The sequence below is a fragment of the Burkholderia sp. 567 genome (assembly GCF_040545115.1).
Taxonomy (GTDB): domain Bacteria; phylum Pseudomonadota; class Gammaproteobacteria; order Burkholderiales; family Burkholderiaceae; genus Burkholderia; species Burkholderia ambifaria.
Window position 1 is genome coordinate 1041747 of the sequence record NZ_JBEPLG010000001.1, and the last position, 16151, is coordinate 1057897.

At 66.1% G+C, this 16151-nt stretch carries 15 protein-coding genes; 10 read left to right on the forward strand and 5 right to left on the reverse strand.

The window, feature by feature from the left end; all coding sequences use genetic code 11:
- Position 1: 1 nt before the first annotated feature.
- From ABIC50_RS04835 to ABIC50_RS04860, 6 genes are read left to right on the forward strand one after another with little or no spacing between them, the layout of a single operon-like run.
- Entirely contained in the window at positions 2–1015 is a 1014-nt protein-coding gene (locus tag ABIC50_RS04835) for a type II secretion system F family protein (RefSeq protein WP_175672053.1), read from the forward strand.
- Between the two features lie 24 nt (positions 1016–1039).
- Entirely contained in the window at positions 1040–1927 is an 888-nt protein-coding gene (locus ABIC50_RS04840) for a tetratricopeptide repeat protein (protein ID WP_354161958.1), read from the forward strand.
- Between the two features lie 23 nt (positions 1928–1950).
- Positions 1951–2283, forward strand: coding sequence for a DUF3613 domain-containing protein (locus tag ABIC50_RS04845; protein ID WP_126227640.1), 333 nt, complete (start codon positions 1951–1953; stop codon positions 2281–2283).
- A gap of 11 nt (positions 2284–2294) precedes the next feature.
- A complete protein-coding gene (locus tag ABIC50_RS04850) occupies positions 2295–4160 on the forward strand; it encodes a TadG family pilus assembly protein (RefSeq protein WP_354161960.1) in 1866 nt (621 codons plus the stop codon).
- Between the two features lie 17 nt (positions 4161–4177).
- Entirely contained in the window at positions 4178–5569 is a 1392-nt protein-coding gene (locus ABIC50_RS04855) for a sigma 54-interacting transcriptional regulator (protein ID WP_011656714.1), read from the forward strand.
- Positions 5570–5624: 55 nt separating this feature from the next.
- The gene (locus tag ABIC50_RS04860; RefSeq protein WP_175697030.1) at positions 5625–6332 is read left to right on the forward strand and encodes a DUF2968 domain-containing protein; all 708 of its coding nucleotides are present in this window, start codon (positions 5625–5627) and stop codon (positions 6330–6332) included.
- Between the two features lie 83 nt (positions 6333–6415).
- Here the strand turns inward: ABIC50_RS04860 and hfq are convergent, their stop codons facing one another.
- The gene (gene hfq, locus ABIC50_RS04865; protein ID WP_126228807.1) at positions 6416–7006 is read right to left on the reverse strand and encodes an RNA chaperone Hfq; all 591 of its coding nucleotides are present in this window, start codon (positions 7004–7006) and stop codon (positions 6416–6418) included.
- 295 nt (positions 7007–7301) lie between these two features.
- On the opposite strand from hfq, the gene ABIC50_RS04870 reads away from it, so the two are divergent.
- Positions 7302–7583: a hypothetical protein gene (locus ABIC50_RS04870; RefSeq protein WP_354161963.1), complete on the forward strand. Its 282-nt coding sequence runs from the start codon at positions 7302–7304 to the stop codon at positions 7581–7583.
- A gap of 27 nt (positions 7584–7610) precedes the next feature.
- Here the strand turns inward: ABIC50_RS04870 and ABIC50_RS04875 are convergent, their stop codons facing one another.
- From ABIC50_RS04875 to ABIC50_RS04890, 4 genes are all read right to left on the reverse strand, one after another.
- Positions 7611–8534, reverse strand: a complete 924-nt coding sequence (locus tag ABIC50_RS04875; RefSeq protein WP_354161966.1) for a DUF1571 domain-containing protein — start codon at positions 8532–8534, stop codon at positions 7611–7613.
- 29 nt (positions 8535–8563) lie between these two features.
- Entirely contained in the window at positions 8564–10318 is a 1755-nt protein-coding gene (locus tag ABIC50_RS04880; RefSeq protein ID WP_011656719.1) for an AMP-binding protein, read from the reverse strand.
- Positions 10319–10510: 192 nt separating this feature from the next.
- Positions 10511–11329: a TetR/AcrR family transcriptional regulator gene (locus ABIC50_RS04885; protein ID WP_354161969.1), complete on the reverse strand. Its 819-nt coding sequence runs from the start codon at positions 11327–11329 to the stop codon at positions 10511–10513.
- A gap of 216 nt (positions 11330–11545) precedes the next feature.
- Positions 11546–12772, reverse strand: a complete 1227-nt coding sequence (locus tag ABIC50_RS04890) for an MFS transporter (protein WP_354161972.1) — start codon at positions 12770–12772, stop codon at positions 11546–11548.
- Between the two features lie 290 nt (positions 12773–13062).
- Between ABIC50_RS04890 and ABIC50_RS04895 the strand changes: the two genes are divergently transcribed.
- From ABIC50_RS04895 to ABIC50_RS04905, 3 genes are all read left to right on the forward strand, one after another.
- Positions 13063–13605 carry a GNAT family N-acetyltransferase gene (locus ABIC50_RS04895; protein WP_105834299.1) on the forward strand — a complete coding sequence of 181 codons (543 nt, stop codon included), beginning with the start codon at positions 13063–13065 and terminating at the stop codon, positions 13603–13605.
- 139 nt (positions 13606–13744) lie between these two features.
- Positions 13745–14371, forward strand: a complete 627-nt coding sequence (locus ABIC50_RS04900; RefSeq protein WP_011656723.1) for a ParB-like protein — start codon at positions 13745–13747, stop codon at positions 14369–14371.
- A 24-nt stretch (positions 14372–14395) separates the two neighbouring features.
- Entirely contained in the window at positions 14396–16114 is a 1719-nt protein-coding gene (locus ABIC50_RS04905) for a SulP family inorganic anion transporter (RefSeq protein WP_354161975.1), read from the forward strand.
- Positions 16115–16151: the final 37 nt, after the last annotated feature.

The window sequence follows — 16151 nt, forward strand, 5'->3', positions numbered from 1 at the left end:
CATGACAGCCAATCAACTTGGTTCGCTCGCACTGGTGCTTGGGGCGCTGGGCATCCTGTTGCTGGCGCTGCTCGCGATCCGCAGCGCGAATGCGCAATCGCGCAGCGGCCGGACACTGACCGACGCACTCGAGCGGCGGCTTGCAGCGCTGGCGGCCGCGAGCGGGCGGGCGGCCCAGGACGCGGACGAATCGTTGCGGAAGGAGCCGGACGCGCGGCAGGCACCCGGTCAGCCGTCGCGACTCGCGCAAATGCAGGCGCGTCTGTCGGTGTTCGGGATGCGCTGGCTGGATACCGGTATCGGTCGGCTGGTCGTGGCCGAAGAGGATCGGCTGCTGCTCGAGCAATGCGGTTTTGTCGATACGCGCACGCGCGGCTTGTTCCTGAGTGCGCGGATCGCCTGCTCGATCGTCATTCCACTCGCATACATCGGCGTGGTCGGGCCGCATGTGAGTGGCACGCAGTGGTGGCTGGGCGTGGGTATTTCGTTCATCGTCGGATTCATGGTGCCGAAGCTCTACCTGCGGCGCCGTGCCGCGAAACGTCGACAAGCGGTGACCGACGAGTTGCCGCTGCTGGTCGACATGCTGCGTCTGCTTCAAGGAGTCGGTCTGTCGCTCGACCAGAGTATTCAGGTCGTCACGAACGACTTCAAGGGCATGATGCCCGTGCTCTCGTCGGAAATGGAAATCGCCCAACGGCAGTTCGCGGCGGGGCGAACACGCGAGCAGTCGTTGCAGCGGTTGTCGTCGGGCTTTGAAAACGAGGATCTGCGCGCCATCGTGCGATTGCTGATACAGGTCGACAAGCATGGCGGCGCGGTCCAGGAGCCGCTCAAGCAGTTCGGCGAGCGCTTGCGCGAGGCCCGTCGCGCGATGCTGCGCGAGCGCATCGGTCGATTGACGGTGAAGATGACGGGCGTGATGATCGTGACGCTTCTGCCCGCGCTGCTGATCGTGACGGCCGGGCCGGGGATGATTTCGGTGCTGCGTGCGCTGAACCAGGCGCAGCACTGATGCAGGGAAGGGAAAGGACGGAAAATGAAACGCATCGATGAAGTCGCGAAAGTGGCCGGCATGGTGGCGATGGCGGGCCTGCTCTGCGCGTGTTCGGCGTTCAAGGAAAGCGGGTACGGTGTTGGCCCGCAAGCCGAGCGTGCGGCATTGATGGACGCCGCGGCCCAGAAACAGTCAGCACCCGATACGCCCGGCATGTATCTGGGCCTGATCGAGCGGATCCAGTCGCAAGGACTGTATTACGCGTCGCTCGCGCATATCGATGCGTACGAGAAGCAGTACGGTGCGTCACCGCAGACCATCCTTCTGCGCGCCGATGCGTTGCGCATGACCGACCAGCCGGCCGCGAGCACGGCTGTCTATACGCAACTGCTCAACACGCCGCTGGCGGCGCGCGGGTATCGCGGGCTGGGGCTGATCGCCGGTGCGGCGGGCGATTTTCCGCGCGCCGCGCAGGCATTGGCGCAGGCGACGGTGCTGGCACCGACCGATGCCGCGACGCTGTCGGATCTCGCCTACGCAAAATTGCGCGGCGGCGATATCGACGGTGCGCGCATCCCGCTGATGAAGGCGGCTGAACTCGACCAGAACAATCCAAAGATCATCAGCAACCTGGTGCTGTACCTGCTCGCGTCCGGCCGTACGCGCGACGCGCAGCGGCTCATGGCACAGCAGAAGCTGTCGGCCGACGTGCGCAACGACATCCGCGGCGACGCGATGAAAATCACGGCGGCAGCGCGTGCGTGGCGCCGCGCGGCACCGCCGCCGGCCTCGGTCGCGACGGTGACGCCGGCCGGCTCGGGCAGCGTGGTCGACGTGTCGGGCGCCGATGTCTCGCGGCGGCCGTCGCCCGTCGCAAACATTCAGGGATTCGATCCCACCGCGCCGCTGCTGCAACGGTTCGCACAATGACAAAGCATTCGGGGGGAAGTGACATGACTAACGACAAACGTTTCAAGCGCAGCCATGTATGGCTGCATCGCGGCATCACAGTGGTTGCATTGCTGGGGGCGACGACTGCGGCACATTGCGCGGAATCGATGTCGTCGGCGGCCGAAGTCGGCCATGCGACCGACGCGCTACTCGCGCTGCAGCGGGACAACCGTGCGGCCGGACCGGCGTTGCCGATGTTGGGCGATACCGCGTCGCTCAGTTACCAGCGCTATCTCGATTCGTTCAAGCACAAGATTCCGGAGTCGATGGGGTCGCCGGTCAACGCGAACGGCAGCGGCGGGGCCGGCGGACAGCATTCCATGCAATCGTATTGAGCGGGACGGTAATGATCGCGGCTCGCCATTCATCGAATCGAGTGACCGGACGGGGGCGCGCCGCGCCGCGGCGACAGCGCGGCGCGGTCGTCGTCATGGCGTCCGTATGGATACTGCTGGCGATGGTCATTCTCGGTTCGGTCGACATCGGCAACGTCTTCCTGGCCCGCCGCGACATGCAGCGCGTCGCCGATCTCGCGGCGCTGGCGGCGGTCCAGCGGCTGGACGATGCGTGTGCGAACGTGACGAGCGTGGCCACGAGCAACGCATCGACGAACGGCTTTTCCGTCGGCGGCACCACGACCCTGTCGGCCGATTGCGGCTATTGGGCACCGACGGCCACCGGGACGTCGAGCAGTTTCTATTCGTCGAAGACATCGGTTCCCATGCTCACCCAGCTGAATGCGGTCCGGGTCACGATTTCCAAGTCGATGCCGTATTTCTTCTTCGGACCGACGCGTACCGTGATCGCCACGTCGACCGCAAAGGCGACCAACATCGACACGTTCTCGATCGGCGCGACGCTGGCCGCCGTCGGTGGAGTCGGCTGCTCGGGTGTGCCGACCGGCAATCCCGGTCTGGTGAATGCGCTGCTGGGCGCGCTGCTGCAAGGCCAGGGCGGTACGCCGCTGACGCTCAATCTTGCGTCCTATCAGGGCCTTGCCTGCGCGAACGTCAAGCTGGGTGATATCGCCGTCGCACTGCAGTCGCTGTCGGTGGGCAACGGGACGATGGGCGGGCTGGTGAATGCGCAGGCATCGGTCGGCACGCTGCTCAAGGCGACGGTGGCGGCAGTCGGGAAGACCACCACCCTCGGCACCGCTCTGCAGTCGAGTGCTACCGGCGCACTGAACAACATCCTCAACCTGAGCCTGCTCAGCAATACCAGCATCAACGTCGCGCGCCTGACCGGACAGGGTGCCACGTCGCTGCTCACGCTCGGCCTCGCGAATGCGGAGGCGGCGGCCGACGCGACCGTGAACGTGCTCGATCTCGTGATGGCGATGGCGCAGATCTCGCAGAGCGGCAAGCCGGGCGTCGTAATCGGCGCGAATGTGCCGCTTGCGCTGCCGAACGGTACTTCCGTATCGATCGCGCAGTTGCAGGTGCAGGTCATCAGTCCGCCGACCATCGCGGTGGGCGAAGGCGGGAAGGACGCGACCGGCGCGTGGCGCACGGTCGCGACGAATGCGCAGATCGGCGTCTATCTCCTCGTCGACCTCGGTGTGAATCCGCTGCCGGTCGTGGCGTCCGCGAACGTGTATCTGCCGCTTTACGTGCAACTCGGCGCGGGCAGCGCAACGCTGTTGTCGACCAATTGCCGGACCTCGCCGAATTCGGCCACGATCAGCGCGCAACCGAGCGTCGCGAATCTATGTATCGGCCAGCCGCCGCTCAGCGGCAACCTGCTCAACCTGCCGGCGACCTACAGCTGCTCGACGCCCGCCAAGGTGCTAGACGTGCAGGTACTGGCGGGCGCGGTCGAGGTGTCCGCGACCGTCTCCAACGTGTCGGTGGCTCTGGCCGGCAACACGGCGACCAATACGTTTTACGGACGCGGCGGAAGCGATCCGTCCTACTACTGGACCACCAACACGAATGCGCTGGGTTCGGCCGTGAGCAATGCATTGGCGGGTCTGAGCTCGGCCACGATCACACCGAAAGTGGAGCTGCTGTTCGGATTCGTCACCGTCCCGATCACAGCGGATTTTGTTCCGAAACTGCTAGGGGTCCTGACCGGTGTTTTGAGCCCGCTGTTGAGCGCGCTGGACGGTATCATCGATCCACTGCTCGATCTGCTTGGCGTCCAGCTCGGTGCCGCCACGGTACATCAGATGTCGCTGACCTGCGGCGCTGCGCAAACTGTCAGTAATTAGAGAAGCAAGACCACCCGATGAGAAACACGCCCGCAATCGCAGAACTCGATCTGTACGTCTGGGAAGGCAAGGCGGACATTGTCGACCGCGTTGCCCGCTGCATGGCGAGCTTCGACGTCGAAGTGATCCGCGCCGACAATGCGGAAATCTCGCCGGAGCGCGCCGCATTGCGGCCATCGCTCGCGATCATCAGCGTGACGATGATCGAAACCGGCGCGGCGTTCCTGCGCGACTGGCAAGCCAACATCGGCATGCCGGTCGTCTGGGTCGGTGCGGCGCGCGACCACGACGCATCGCAGTATCCGCCCGACTATTCGCACATTCTGCCGCTCGACTTCACCTGCGCCGAACTGCGCGGGATGATCGGCAAGCTCGTCACGCAGCTGCGCGCGCACGCGGCCGAAACGCTGCAGCCGTCCGAACTCGTCGCGCACTCGGAGTCGATGCAGGCGCTGCTGCACGAAGTCGACACGTTCGCCGACTGCGACACCAACGTGCTGCTGCACGGCGAAACCGGCGTCGGCAAGGAGCGCATCGCGCAATTGCTCCACCAGAAGCATTCGCGCTATCGCAACGGCGAATTCGTGCCGGTCAACTGCGGCGCGATCCCCGACGGCCTGTTCGAATCGCTGTTCTTCGGGCATGCGAAAGGTTCGTTCACCGGCGCGGTTGTCGCGCATAAAGGCTATTTCGAACAGGCGGCGGGCGGCACGCTGTTCCTCGACGAAGTCGGTGACCTGCCGTTGTACCAGCAGGTCAAGCTGTTGCGCGTGCTCGAGGACGGCGCCGTGCTGCGGGTCGGCGCGACGTCGCCGATCAAGGTCGATTTTCGTCTGGTCGCGGCCAGCAACAAGAAGCTGCCGCAGCTCGTGAAGGACGGCCTGTTCCGCGCGGATCTTTACTATCGGCTCGCGGTGATCGAGCTGAGCATTCCGTCGCTGGAAGAGCGGGGCGCGGTCGACAAGATCGCGCTGTTCAAGTCGTTCGTCGCGGAAGTGGTGGGCGACGAGCGGCTCGCGCAGCTGTCCGATCTGCCTTACTGGCTCGCGGATGCGGTGGCTGACAGCTATTTCCCCGGTAACGTGCGCGAACTGCGCAACCTCGCGGAGCGCGTCGGCGTGACGGTGCGGCAGACGGGCGGCTGGGACGCGGCGCGGCTGCAGCGGCTGGTCGCCCATGCGCGCAACTCGGCGCAGCCGGTGCCGGTGGAAAGCGCGGCGGAAGTCTTCGTCGACCGAAGCAAGTGGGACATGAACGAGCGCAGCCGGGTGATCGCGGCGCTCGACGCAAACGGCTGGCGGCGCCAGGATACGGCGCTGCAGCTCGGCATCAGCCGCAAGGTGTTGTGGGAAAAGATGCGTAAATATCAGATATTCGACGAAGAGCCCGAGACCCGCGAAAGCGAATAATTAATGAGATAAAATCGCGCTGCATTACAACGATACGGGCGGGGAATAAAAATTCATGAGCCATATGACGGGGTTGGCGCGGGCGTGTGTGTTGCTCGCGATGATGGGAGGCGTGCAGGGCGCGTACGCGCAGGGGCTGGCAGGCAATGGAGCGCCGGCCGTACAGCAGGCATCGGCGCCGGTGGCGGCGATTCCGGTGCTGGATCAGCAGGTGCAAACGTCGGTGCAGCCGCAGGCGGGCGAGACGACCGGGCCGAGCACGGTTGACGAGCTGCAGCGCCAGATCCAGGCGCATTCGCTGACGGAAATGCGCACGAGCTATAACGGCAGCTACGGCGCGAGCCTGCTGTTCAGCGTGAAGGACGGTGCCTATTTCGTCGCGCTGTTCCAGCAGAAGGCGTTCTGGCGCGTGATCAAGAGTTACGACGAAACGCGGGCGGAAGCGATCTATCGCGATTTCTCGCATCAGGCGGAACGGCTGGCCGTCAACGAATTGCGTGCGGCGAAGCTGGAATCGCAGAAGGCCCAGACGGACCGGCAGATCGCGCTCACGCAGGAGCGGGCGCGGCGTCTGCAGGCCGACATCTCCATCGCACGCGAGCAGCAGGCTGCGGTCGTGGATCGCCAGAAGAGCGTCCGCAATGAAACGGCGGCGCTGCAGGCGCAACAGGCGGAGCTTCAGTCGCAGCTGCGTGCATTGCAGCAGCAGGTGCGTTCGCTGCAGCGCGAGGCCAACGCGGGCTTGCCGGCGACCGCACACTGAGCGGTCGCGGTACGGCCGGTGCGGCGACATGCCGCGCCGGCTCACCAGGAAAAAGGGCAAGCCGGTTGGCTTGCCCTTTTGTCTTACTGGCCGTCCGGCACGATTCGCCGGCGGCGCGTGACGATCACCGGCCCGTTGCCGCCGCGGGTATCGGACGGCGACGTGTTGCCCGATGCATCGCCGGCGTCGCGCGGCGCGCTGTAGCCTTCACGCGGCTCGCGCGGCGCGCCGTAACCTTCGCGGGGCGCGCCATAACCCTCGCGCGGTTCGCGGGAGCCATAGCCTTCGCGCGGTTCACGGGAGCCGTAGCCTTCACGCGGCTCGCGCGAGCCGTAGCCGCCGTCGCCGCGCGATTCGCGGGAGCCGCCGTGCGAGCCGTACGGGCTGTGACCGCCGCCTTCGCGGCCGCCCGGCCGACCGCCGGTGCGCGGGCCGCGGGGGCCGCCGCCGCCCGGGCGCGAGCCGCCCGTATCGAGCTGGATCGTGGAAATCGCACGCTTGTAGATGCCTTGCAGACCCACGGGGGTGCGCAGCATCACCAGGTACTGGTCGAACGACTCGATACACCCCGTCAGACGAATGCCGTTGACGAGATAGATTTCAACACGCTTACGTTCCTTGCGCGCCGAATTGATGAAGTCGTTTTGCGGATGGGATTCTGCGGGATTGGCCATTGAGGTGCGGCAGGAGCCTGCGTCAGAGAATATGTTGTGCGTGTGGATGGCGTGGTCGCCCACCAGGTGTTTGGCGGGATTTTACCCTGTTCGTTCCAGCAGCGCGCGCTCGTGATTGTGTCGAACCGTAACCCACTATAGACGTTCCAGCGCGTTTTCGCGATTCGGCCAAATGGCTAATGCCGTTTCGTTACGTCGCGTTACGACTCTCGCAGCGGCGTAGCACCTGGCCCGGCGCAGCCGGCTTATCTTCATCGCGCGTGCCGGGCAGGCCGGCGGATCAGGGAACGGAAACATGAACAAGAGGGGATGGGCGGTATCGATCGGGAGCGTGGCGCTGCTCGCTTCCGCCAGTGCAATGGCGCACGTCGACCTGTCGGTGGGCGTCGGCGTGCCGGTCGCGCCGGTCTATGTCGAGCCGGCGCCGGTCTATGTGGCGCCGCAGCCGGCGGTGGTCGCGTATCCGGGCTACGGATACGGTTACGACGGCGACGAGGACGACGACCGTTTCCGGAAATGGCGCAAGCACTATTACAAGCATTGGCACAAGCATCATCACGACGATGACGACGACTGAGCGCGACCTGCGGCGCGCCGTCGGCGCTCAGAACGCGTAATCCGGGTTTTTCGGGTCGAACGCGGATTCGTCGAGCGTGGCCGGCGCGATCTTCTCGATGATGATCCGCTCGAAGATCCTGCCGTCGTTGTCATACGATTCGACGGTGCGGAAGTAGGGCGCGTGCAGGTCGAGCCCGAGCGTTTCCTTCTTCGCGTAAAACTGCGGCCGGCCGGTCGGCGTCTCGTAAGTGAGCGCGACGACGCGCACCCCGCCGATCGTCTTCGCTTCCACCTGCGTCGGCCGCTGCACGCCGGCTTCCTGGTATTTCTTCCCTTCGGTCAGGTACAGGTTCGTGATGAACTCGGTGCCGAGATCCTTCACCTGGTGATTCGACTGCGCGCGTGCGAGTGCGCCGTCGAGCGCCGTCCACAACGGAATCTTGCCGAGCAGGCCGCCGAGATGGCCGTACATCTCGTCCTTGCGCTGGGTCGTGTCGTAGATCGTCTCCTGGCCCGCATGCGCGCCGCCCGGCAGCCATTTCGCATAGACCCGCAGCGGCTCGCGGGTGGTCTTCACGAGCATGCGATCGGGCGTGTCGGACCATTTCCCGCTGATGCGCTCCTGCCGCACCATCGTGAACTGGTACGACGGATAACCGTTGGGACCGTTGCGGATATAGAGCGGCACGGCGAGCGGATCGAGCGCCTTGAACAGCGTCGTCAGCGTCGCATCGTCGAGTTGGGCGAGCGTGCCGCGCTGGGCGGCCATGCGCAGCCAGCGCGCCTGCTGCGCGGGCGGCTCGTGCGTGACCTTCGCCAGCTCCGCCGGCAGCGCGGCCGCCTGGGTCGCGCTCGCGGCATCGGCCGTTTCCTGCGCATGCAGGCCCGGCTGCGCGAGCAACAGCATGCAGGCGACCGCGGCGGCGGCATGCGTAGCACGCGTCGCGCGGCGCTTGTTTCCTTCGTTCATCGACAGTGTCTCCCGGAGCGATGCGTCGTTCAGCCTTGTTTCGCTGCCTTGATCCTGGCGAGCTCCTCGTCGCGCAGCGCGCGGCGCAGGATCTTGCCGACGTTGGTCTGCGGCAGCGCGTCGCGGAACTCGACGAACTTCGGCATCTTGTAGCCGGTCAGGTTCTTGCGGCAGTGCGCGAGCACGTCGTCGACGGTCAGCGTCGGGTCGCGGCGCACGACGAAGACCTTGATCCGTTCGCCCTGGACTTCGTCCGGGATACCGATGGCCGCGGCTTCGCTGATGCCCGGATGCATCACCAGCACTTCCTCGATCTCGTTCGGATACACGTTGAAGCCCGACACGAGGATCATGTCCTTCTTGCGGTCGATGAGGCGGATGAAGCCGCGCTCGTCCATCACGCCGATGTCGCCGGTGGCGAGCCAGCCGTCGGCGTCGATCACCTTCGCGGTCTCGTCGGGCCGCTGCCAGTAGCCGCGCATCACCTGCGGCCCGTGCACGCACAGCTCGCCGGGCTCGCCGACGGCGGCCCAGGTGCCGTCCTCGCGGCGAAAGCGCACGAGCGTCGACGGCGCGGGCAGGCCGATGGAGCCGCTGAATTCGCCCATGTCGTTCAGGTTCACAGGATTCATCGTGACGATCGGCGAGCATTCGGTGAGCCCGTAGCCTTCGACGACCGGCCGGCCCGTGACCTGCTGGAAGCGCTCCGCGACCGCGCGCTGCATCGCCATCCCGCCCGCCATCGCGAGCTTGAGCTGCGAGAAGTCGCGCTTGCGGAATTCCTCGTTGTCGAGGAACGCGTTGTAGAGCGTGTTGATGCCGGTGATCCCGGTAAACGTTTCGTTGCGGATGATCTTCATCACCATCTTCATGTCGCGCGGGTTCGCGATCAGGATGTTGCGCCCGCCGAGCCCCATGAAGATGAACGCGTTCACCGTCAGCGAATAGATGTGATAGAGCGGCAGCGGCGTCAGCACGGTCTCGACGTCGCCCGACACCTGATCGGCGATCCACGCCTTGGCCTGCAGCAGATTCGCGATCAGGTTGCCGTGCGTGAGCATCGCGCCTTTCGCGACGCCGGTCGTGCCGCCGGTGTATTGCAGGAACGCGAGATCGTCGCGCGTCGTCGGCACCGGCTGCGGTTTGCCGCGTGCGCCGAGCGCGAGGGCGGAGCGCAGCCGGATCGCCTGCGGCAGGCTGTAGTCAGGCACCAGCTTCTTCACGTGCTTCAGCACGAAGTTGATCAGGCGTCCCTTCGCATTGAAACCGTCGGCGAGCAGGTCGCCGAGCGCGGTGACGACGATGTTCTTCACCTGCGTTTCCGGCAGCGCTTCCTGCAGCGTGCGCGCGAAGTTCTCGAACACGACGATCGTCTGCGCGCCGCTGTCCTTCAATTGGTGCGCGAGTTCGCGCGCGGTATAGAGCGGATTGACGTTGACGACGATCGCGCCGGCCTTCAGCGTGCCGAACAGCGCGACCGGGTACTGGAACGTGTTCGGCAGCATGATCGCGACGCGGTCGCCCGGCTTTACGCCCATGCTTTGCAGATACGACGCGAACGCGTCGACTTTCTGCGCGAGCGTGCGGTAAGTCATCGATGCGCCTGCGCTCACGTACGCGACCCGCTCGGCGAAGCGCGTCGTGCATTCGTCGAAGAACTGCACGAGCGACGTGTATTGCGTGACGTCGATCTCGTGCGGCACGCCGGGCGGATACGACGCGTACCAGACGCCGTCGCTGTTCGGCGGGAGCTGGGTCGTTGCGGTTGCTGCGGACGAGGACATGATGTGTCTCCAATGCTGTGCGGTGGACGAGCGTCGGCGCTTTGGCGCGTTGCGCCCGTCTCATGCTTTTCGTCGACGAAAGCCGGCCAGCCTTGGCTCCCGCCGCATGACATTCGTACGGCCCGGGCCCGCGCATCAACGCCGGCCCGGGCCGCCCAAATCGTGAATCGCCGCCTGCGCGGCGTGACGCAATCAGCTCGCCGAATGGGCGGTCGCCGTGTCGGCCGCGGCCGTACCCGGCGACAGCCCGAATGCTTCGCTCGCGCCCGCATCGTCGAGCACGGCCGCGAAGATCGACAACTGCGTGCTGTCGGGCATCGGCGCCTTCAGCGCGGCGACGATCAGCGACGACAGCCGCGCGATCATCTGCACGTCGTTCATCGTGCGGCGTTGCGAGAATTCGTCGATCAGGCTTTCGGTTTCGGCGCCGGCGAGCGCACCGGACAGCGCGCCGATCGCGAAGTGCAGCCGCCAGCCGAGCTCCGTGCGCGGCAGATGCGGCAGCGCGCGCTGGAACGCATCGAAGAAGCGGCCCGCGACGCTCGCATAGTGCGCGGTCAGGAAGTTGCGCACGAACGGCGACGGGTCGGTGTACGCGCGGCCGATCAGTCGAAGGAACGCGGGGCCGCCGCGATCGGGGTCGCGCGACGCCTTCAGCGCCGGAATGAACATCGCGCCGAGCACGTGCTCGCTGGTGATGTGGGCACCGAGCTGCGCATCGAAGCGGTCGAGGATGCCGAGGCGCTCCTGGTTGAGCTGGTCGAGCCGACGCGACAGCATCGCGTGGATCAACGCTTCCTTGCTGCCGAAGTGGTAGTTGACCGCGGCGAGGTTCACGGCCGCGCGCGACGTGATCTGCCGCATCGACATCGCTTCGAAGCCATGCTCGATGAACAGGTCCTCGGCCGCATCGAGGATGCGCGCCTTCGTGCCGCCGGCCTGCCGATTGCCGGGTGCCCGCGTCCCGGACGGCCGTCCCGCGGACAATCGCCCCTCCTGAGTTACTGCCATGTCCCGCCTCCCTATGCCGGTCGCGCGGCCGCGAACAGGTGATTTGATTATGTAATTCAAACAGCCGTTTTTATTAAGATAAAAAAACGCAGGCGGCGCGGGCAAGCAGGGAATCTGGACAAATTCCTCTAGTTCGATGTGCGGTTGCGGGATACATCGCATGCGGCCCCGGCGGGACGGGGCGCACGCGATGATGCAATGCGGCAACGCGCGGGCTCAGCCGACGGTGGTACGCGTATTGACCGATTGCGTCATGTCGATGCCGCGGCGTTCGCGGCTGAAGATGATCAGCACGGCGATCACGACGGCGACGGTTCCGGCGACGAGCGCGAGCGCGAGCGCAAAACTGTAGTTATTGCCTTGCGAAACCGCGAGCGATGCCTGCATCGTCGCGTTACCCGACGCGAGCAGGTTGCCAAGTTGATAGACGACGCCGGGGAAGGTCGCGCGGATCTCGTCGGGCGAGATCTCGTTCAGGTGGACGGGAATCACGCCCCACGCACCCTGCACCGAGATCTGCATCAGGAACGCGCCGGCGGCGAGCGCGACCGGGCCGCTCGAGAACGCCCACAGCGGCAGCACAGGCAGCGCGATCAGCGCCGCGATGAAGATCGCGCGCCGGCGGCCGATCCGCTCCGAGATCGCGCCGAACGACAGGCCGCCGACGATCGCACCGAGGTTCAGCACGATCGTGATCCACGACACGGTGTGCGGATCGAAGTGATGCTGTTCGCGCAGGAAGGTCGGGTAGAGATCCTGCGTGCCGTGCGAGAAGAAGTTGAAAGCGGTCATCAGCACGATCGCGTAGATCGTGAGCTTCCAGTTCTGCTGCAGCGTCGCGCCGAGGCTCGGCCGCTGACGTTTTTCCATCTGCTTCCAGGCCGGCGACTCGGGCACGTGCGCGCGCACGTACAGCACGAGCAGCGCGGGCAGCACGCCGACCATGAACATTCCGCGCCAGCCGATGTATTGGTAGAGCAGGCCGAACACGACGGACGCGAGCAGATAGCCGCTCGGATAACCGGCCTGCAGCAAGCCCGACACGAAGCCGCGCGCATGGGTCGGCACGGTTTCCATCGTCAGCGCGGAGCCGACGCCCCATTCGCCGCCCATCGCGATGCCGAACAGCGCGCGCAGCACCAGCAACGCGGTCAGGCTCGGCGCGAAGCCCGACGCGAGTTCGAACAGCGAATAGCACGCGATGTTGACCATCAGCGTCGGGCGGCGGCCGAAGCGGTCGGCGAGCCGGCCGAAGATCAGCGCACCGATCGGGCGCATCGCGAGCGTCAGCGTGAGCGCGAACGCGACGGCGGGGATCGTCGACGCGAATTCGGCGGCGATGTCCTTCAGCACGAAGACCATCAGGAAAAAATCGAACGCGTCGAGCGTCCACCCGAGGTAGGCGGCGATCGTGACGTTGCGTTGTTCGCGGGTCCAGCTCATGTCCGAGATCTCCTCGTTGGGCTTCTTGCGCTCACGATCTGATGGCGGATGCCGGCCCGGCTGGCGCGCGGCGCGGGGGCATGGGTCGAGTGTAGGCGGCGACGCCGTCCGATGTGGCGCGCGATAACCGTGAATCGGGAATAATCCCTACGAAATGATCTGTTGAGCAAGCGGAAACGATGGCGTGCGAGACAAGCGTCAGGCGTCTGTATTATTCCGGAAGGCTTTTTGTAGCAGTGATGTAATGCGTGATGCGCACGACGCGCATCGCCCTCGAATCAGGAGTCCCGATGACCGAACCTTCCGTGGCCGCATTGCCTGTGCTCGAGACCGAGCGGTTGTGGCTGCGCCCGCGCGTGCTGGCCGATCTCGACGCGAGCATCGAGATGGATCGCGATCCGGAGGTCACGCGCTACATCGCGGGCCCGTGGCACGACCCGGACGAACATCGCCGCTTCGTCACGCACCGGATCACGCGCGACTATCCGCCGGGCCTCGGCTACTGGTCGATCTTTGAGAAGGCCGCGCCCGACACGTTCATCGGCTGGATCCTGCTGATTCCCGACTATGCGAACGGCGCGCGCGACGTCGAGATCGGCTGGCGGCTCGTGCGCGCGGCGTGGGGCCGCGGCATCGCGTGCGAGGCCGCCGCGGCCGTCGTGCGTCATGCGTTCGACACCGTGCGGCTGCCGCGCGTGATCGCCGATATCGCGGAGGCGAACACGGGCTCGCTGAACGTCGCACGCAAGCTCGGGATGCGGCGCGTGGGCGTCGTGGAGGACGGGATTCCGTACGTGCGGCATCGTCTCGAGCGCGACGACCTGCGAGCATGACGCGGTGACGCGATGCGGTGCGATGGCGACGCCGGTTTGTTGGCCAAGGTCAAGCGCAGGCTTATCCTCGTCGCGAGGGATTAGCAGTTCGCACGATCAGGAGTATCGTTGCCGGAAATTCCCAACATGGGGTACGACCATGGCACTCGGCAACGACGTTCATCTCATTCCCGTGCGGCTCGACGCCTTGCGTCCGACGCAAATGACGGTCGGCTATCGCGAAGTGAAAGCGAAGCGCAGGCACTGGAAAGCGCTCGACAAGCGTGCGCGCAAGGCCGCGATCGACTCGCACTGGTTTCCGGCCGTCCTCGGCCCGGGCGGCCTTTACTACATCACCGATCATCACCATCTCGGCCTCGCGCTGATCGAGGAAGGGCAGACGCGCGTGAACGCGATGCTGCTGAAGGATCTGTCGTGGCTCGAGGACACGATCTTCTGGCGGATGATGGAGCACAACCAGTGGGTGCATCCGTTCGGGCCGGACGGCTCGCGTCGCGACTACGCGAATCTGCCGAAGGTGCTGACGGGGCTCGAGGACGATCCGTACCGGAGCCTCGCCGGCGAACTGCGCACGGCGGGCGGCTATGCGAAGGATGCGACGCCGTTCAGCGAATTCCTGTGGGCCGACTACCTGCGCCAGCACGTGACGCTCGACCAGATCCGCAAGAACTTTTCGAAGGCGCTGGACCTCTCGCTGCGCCGCGCACACGACCAGGACGCGCGCTATCTGCCCGGCTGGTCGGGTGTCATCGCCGCCAAACCCTGACACGCGCACGACGCCTACCGCCTCATGACGACCGCCTCGCCCCGTCCGGATGCCGGCCCGCAGCATCCCGAGCATTTCGCCGCGCTCGATGCGGCAACGCCGCGGCCCACGCGGCGCATCGGCCTTGACGCGCTGGCCGGTCTGTCGATCGCCGGGCTGCTGATTCCGGAGGCGGTCGCGTATGCGGGGCTCGCCAACCTGCCGCCGCAGGCCGGTCTGATCGCGCTGCTGTCGGGGCTCGTGGTGTATGCGCTGACCGGCAGCAGCCGCTTTGCGATCGTGTCGTCGACGTCGTCGTCGGCGGCCGTGCTCGCGGCGACCGTGCTGGCCGAATCGGGGATGGCGCTCGCCGCGCAACTCGCGCTGGCGGCCGCACTCGTCGCGATGACCGGCGTGCTGTTCATCCTGGCGGGCGCGGCACGGCTCGGCGGCATGTCGGATTTCATCGCGCGGCCGGTGCTGCGCGGGTTCACGTTCGGACTCGCGCTGACGATCGTCCTCAAGCAACTGCCGAAGATCCTCGCGATTTCCGTGCAGCACAGCGATGCGCCGCATGTTGCGCTCGACCTCGTCGCCGGTGCGCCGCGTGCGAACCTCGCGAGCGTCGCGCTCGGCGGGAGCGCGCTTGCGCTGCTGTTCGTGCTCGGGCGCAGCAAGCGGGTGCCGGCCACGCTCGTCGTGATCGTGCTGTCGATCGCGGCCGGCTATATGGTCGACTGGCAGCGCTACGGGATCGCGATCGTCGGTCATATCGATTTCCAGCACCTCGCATTCGGGCTGCCGCAACTCGACCGCAACGCATGGATGCAGACGGTCGAGCTTGCTTTCGCGCTGATGCTGATCCTGTACGCGGAGTCGTACGGATCGATCCGCAACTTCGCGCTGAAGCACGGCGACAGCGTGTCGCCGAACCGCGACCTCGTCGCGCTCGGCTGCGCGAACCTCGTGTCGGGGCTGCTGCACGGGATGCCGGTCGGCGCCGGCTATTCGGCGACAGCGGCGAACGAGGCGGCCGGCGCGCAATCGCGTTTGTCGAGCCTGTGGGCCGCCGGCGTAGTCGCGCTGATCGTGTGGCTGCTGCTGCCGCAGCTCGCGCGCACGCCGGAGCCCGTGCTCGCGGCGATCGTGATCTTCGCGGTCAGCCATTCGCTGCATCCGTCGGTGTTCCGGCCGTACTGGGTCTGGCATCGCGATCGCCTCGTCGTGGCCGCCGCGCTGCTCGCCGTGCTCGTGCTCGGCGTGCTGCACGGGCTGCTCGCGGCAATCGGCGTGAGCCTGCTGCTGACGCTGCGCAAGTTGTCGGAGCCGAACGTCAGCGTGCTCGGCCGGCTGCGCGACGGGCACGACTTCGTCGACGTCGCGAATCACGCCGATGCGAAGCCGATACCCGGTGTGCTGATCGTGCGGCCCGAAGCTCAGCTGTTCTTCGCGAACGCCGACCGGATGCTCAATCGCGTGCGCGCGCTGCTGAAGGCCGCGCCCGATACGCATACCGTGATGCTGAGTCTCGAGGAAACGCCGGACGTCGACGGCACGACGATCGAGTCGTTGCGCACGTTCGCGGCCGAATGCGCGGCACGCGGGCTGCAGTTCGCGATCGTGCGGCTCAAGGAGCACGCGCTGCATGCGCTCAGTCGCGCGACCGACGACACGCTGCGTGACGCGGCGATGTCGGAGCTGAGCGTCGACGAGAGCCTGCAACTGCTGCAGGCGCGCGGCCATGCCGGGAAGGCCGGCGCGTAAGCCTGCCAGGCACGCGCGCCGGTTGGCGTTTCGGTGC

Coding starts and splice junctions, on each gene's coding strand:
- ABIC50_RS04835 (WP_175672053.1), top strand. CDS start 2: ATGACAGCCAATCAACTTGGTTCGCTCGCACTGGTGCTTGGGGCGCTG.
- ABIC50_RS04840 (WP_354161958.1), top strand. CDS start 1,040: ATGAAACGCATCGATGAAGTCGCGAAAGTGGCCGGCATGGTGGCGATG.
- ABIC50_RS04845 (WP_126227640.1), top strand. CDS start 1,951: ATGACTAACGACAAACGTTTCAAGCGCAGCCATGTATGGCTGCATCGC.
- ABIC50_RS04850 (WP_354161960.1), top strand. CDS start 2,295: ATGATCGCGGCTCGCCATTCATCGAATCGAGTGACCGGACGGGGGCGC.
- ABIC50_RS04855 (WP_011656714.1), top strand. CDS start 4,178: ATGAGAAACACGCCCGCAATCGCAGAACTCGATCTGTACGTCTGGGAA.
- ABIC50_RS04860 (WP_175697030.1), top strand. CDS start 5,625: ATGAGCCATATGACGGGGTTGGCGCGGGCGTGTGTGTTGCTCGCGATG.
- hfq (WP_126228807.1), bottom strand. CDS start 7,006: ATGGCCAATCCCGCAGAATCCCATCCGCAAAACGACTTCATCAATTCG.
- ABIC50_RS04870 (WP_354161963.1), top strand. CDS start 7,302: ATGAACAAGAGGGGATGGGCGGTATCGATCGGGAGCGTGGCGCTGCTC.
- ABIC50_RS04875 (WP_354161966.1), bottom strand. CDS start 8,534: ATGAACGAAGGAAACAAGCGCCGCGCGACGCGTGCTACGCATGCCGCC.
- ABIC50_RS04880 (WP_011656719.1), bottom strand. CDS start 10,318: ATGTCCTCGTCCGCAGCAACCGCAACGACCCAGCTCCCGCCGAACAGC.
- ABIC50_RS04885 (WP_354161969.1), bottom strand. CDS start 11,329: ATGGCAGTAACTCAGGAGGGGCGATTGTCCGCGGGACGGCCGTCCGGG.
- ABIC50_RS04890 (WP_354161972.1), bottom strand. CDS start 12,772: ATGAGCTGGACCCGCGAACAACGCAACGTCACGATCGCCGCCTACCTC.
- ABIC50_RS04895 (WP_105834299.1), top strand. CDS start 13,063: ATGACCGAACCTTCCGTGGCCGCATTGCCTGTGCTCGAGACCGAGCGG.
- ABIC50_RS04900 (WP_011656723.1), top strand. CDS start 13,745: ATGGCACTCGGCAACGACGTTCATCTCATTCCCGTGCGGCTCGACGCC.
- ABIC50_RS04905 (WP_354161975.1), top strand. CDS start 14,396: ATGACGACCGCCTCGCCCCGTCCGGATGCCGGCCCGCAGCATCCCGAG.